Source organism: Pseudomonas sp. 32_A (assembly GCF_017490905.1).
Lineage (GTDB): Bacteria > Pseudomonadota > Gammaproteobacteria > Pseudomonadales > Pseudomonadaceae > Aquipseudomonas > Aquipseudomonas inefficax.
Map to the genome: position 1 here is coordinate 1 of NZ_JAFGYI010000167.1, position 534 is coordinate 534.

Here is a 534-nt window from a genome sequence, read left to right on the forward strand (position 1 = left end):
GGCGCTGAAAGCGAGCATGGAGTCCCGGCCCGCGTAGAAGACGCGATGGCCGATATCGCGACGGTGTTTGGCTGGACGCCGCACGATATGGCCGCCTTCTCCCTGGCCGAATTGATGGACTGGCGCGAGCGCGCCCGGATACGTAGCGGAAACGAGTGACGATGGACAACGCCCTGAAACTGCGCGTGATGTTCGACATGATCGACAACTTCACGAAGCCCCTGAAAAACGTGCTGAACAGCAACAAGGGGCTCGCGCAGGCGCTCAAGCAGACGCGCGGCGAACTCGCCGAGCTCGGGAAGCAGCAGAAGGCCGTCGCCTCGTTCCGCGAGATGCGAACCGGGCTCGCGGGCACAGCGGAGAAGCTCGGCGAAGCGCGAACGCGCGTGAATGGCCTCGCCACTGCGTTGCGTGCGGCCGACCAACCCTCGCGCCAGATGAGTGCCGATTTTGAGAAGGCGAAGCAGGCCGCGGCGCGCCTGTCGATCGAGCACGAGAAGCAGTCCGCCCGCGTACGTGAGCTACGCGCGCAAC

1 protein-coding gene and 1 pseudogene are annotated in these 534 nt (G+C 65.2%); both read left to right on the forward strand.

Translation table 11 applies throughout. The features are described from left to right. The first annotated feature begins 45 nt into the window (after positions 1 to 45). Positions 46 to 159, forward strand: a complete 114-nt coding sequence (locus J5M58_RS26100; protein ID WP_011204755.1) for a GpE family phage tail protein — start codon at positions 46 to 48, stop codon at positions 157 to 159. A gap of 2 nt (positions 160 to 161) precedes the next feature. Further along, positions 162 to 534: pseudogene (locus J5M58_RS26105) on the forward strand (hypothetical protein); the annotation flags it as partial.

What these genes read in the sequence shown, in the direction of transcription:
- J5M58_RS26100 (WP_011204755.1), top strand. Translation starts at nt 46, where the DNA reads ATGGCCGATATCGCGACGGTGTTTGGCTGGACGCCGCACGATATGGCC.